This window comes from Acidiphilium iwatense, assembly GCF_021556475.1.
GTDB lineage: Bacteria > Pseudomonadota > Alphaproteobacteria > Acetobacterales > Acetobacteraceae > Acidiphilium > Acidiphilium iwatense.
This window is the reverse complement of sequence record NZ_JAKGBZ010000130.1, coordinates 1-1615: the sequence shown is the minus strand read 5'-3', so window position 1 is coordinate 1615 and position 1615 is coordinate 1. Positions and strand designations below refer to the sequence as shown.

Below are 1615 nucleotides of genomic sequence, written 5' to 3'. Positions count from 1 at the left end.
AGTTCCGGTTCGCCGGCGAGGATGGTCGCCTTGGCTTCCTCGGGATCGGGAATGCCGGAGTTCATCGCGATGAGCAGGATCACCACGCTGAACACGATCAGGATGATCGAGGCGGTGATCTGGTTGAGGGTGTCGGTGCCGCCGGTCAGCGCTTTCGGCCCGAGATAGGTGATCAGCCACATGCCGAAGAAATACGGCGCCAGCCACCACGCGCCGCGCCAGTGCAGGTTCCTCAGCCCGACCCCGGCGATCGCTTCATACCCGATATAGATGATCGAGAAGCCGAGGATCAGTTCGAACAGGAAATTGTCGGTCGAAGCGCCGCTCCAGAAGATGATGAAGTTCGAGATGATGAAGGCGATGTAGGAGATGGCCGTGCCACCGGCGAGCAGATAGGGCCGCTTGTAGCGCTCGACCGGCATGGTCTTGCGCAGGGTCAGCAGCACGACCGGGCCGGTGCCGTAGGACAGCACGGTGGCCGAGGAGATGAAGGTGACGATGCCCTGCCAGGAGGGGAACGGTGCCAGGAACAGCAGGCCGACGAAGAAGGTGACGATGACGCCGACGATCGGCACCCCCGCGACCGACAGGCGGGCGAAGGTCTTGCCGCCGACCAGCCCTTCCTTGCCGGTGGCGAACAGGACGCGGGCGGTGGTGGTGAAATAGATGATGCCGGTGCCCGAGGGCGAGATGAAGGCGTCGATATAGAGCAGCACCGCGAGCCAGCCCATGCCGATCAGCGAGGCAAGCCCGGCGAACGGACCGAACGCGCCCACGAACGTCACCTTGGCCCAGCCGTTCGCGAGGTCGGACGGGTGAAGCGCGCCGATCATGGCGATCTGCAAACCGCAATAGACGATGAACCCGATTACCACCGAGCCGACGATCGCGATCGGCAGGTTGCGTTTCGGATTGCTCGATTCGCCCGCGAGTTCCACCGCCTGGCGGAAACCGAGATAGGAGAACACGATCCCCGAGGTCGCCACCGCCGAGAACACGCCGGAGGTGCCGCCCGGCGCGAAGCCGTGGGAGGAGAAATTGCTGGCGTGGAAGCCGACGATGACGAAAACCAGGATGGTCAGGATCGGGATCGCCAGTTTCCACCAGGTCAATCCGCTATTGATCGCCAGAACCAGCTTGATCGCGAGCGTGTTGATGAAGGCAAAGATCGCCAGCAGGATCGCCGAGGCCAGGAAGCCCTTGGCGGTCAGCACACCAGCTTTGTTGATAAGGCCGGGGATATAGTTGCTCGCGTAGGTGATCACCGCCGAGGCTTCGGCCGGCGGCACCGAGGCATAGCCGAGGAACACCACGAAACTGAGAATGACGGCGAGCAGGCTGCCGTGCGAGAGTTTCGGAAAGGCGATCACCGCGCCGGCGCGCGGGAACGCGGTGGCGAGTTCGGCATAGACGAAGGAGAGCAGCAGAACCGCGATGCCGCCGATACCCCAGGCGAGGATCGCTGAGGGGCCGGCGATTTTCGCGGCGGCGAGCGGGCCGAGCAGCCAGCCCGATCCGATGATGCCGCCGAGGCTCGCGAACAGCAGCCCGATAATGCCGGCATCGCGTCGTAGTCTGGGTCCAGATCCTTCAGCCATTAGAAACTCCCCTGTTG

General features: G+C 63.6%; 1 protein-coding gene. It reads right to left on the bottom strand.

From position 1 onward, the window contains the following. Positions 1–1598 (bottom strand): APC family permease (locus tag L2A60_RS20360; protein WP_235706285.1); only part of this gene is annotated, 1598 nt, incomplete at its 3' end. Positions 1599–1615 lie beyond the last annotated feature (17 nt).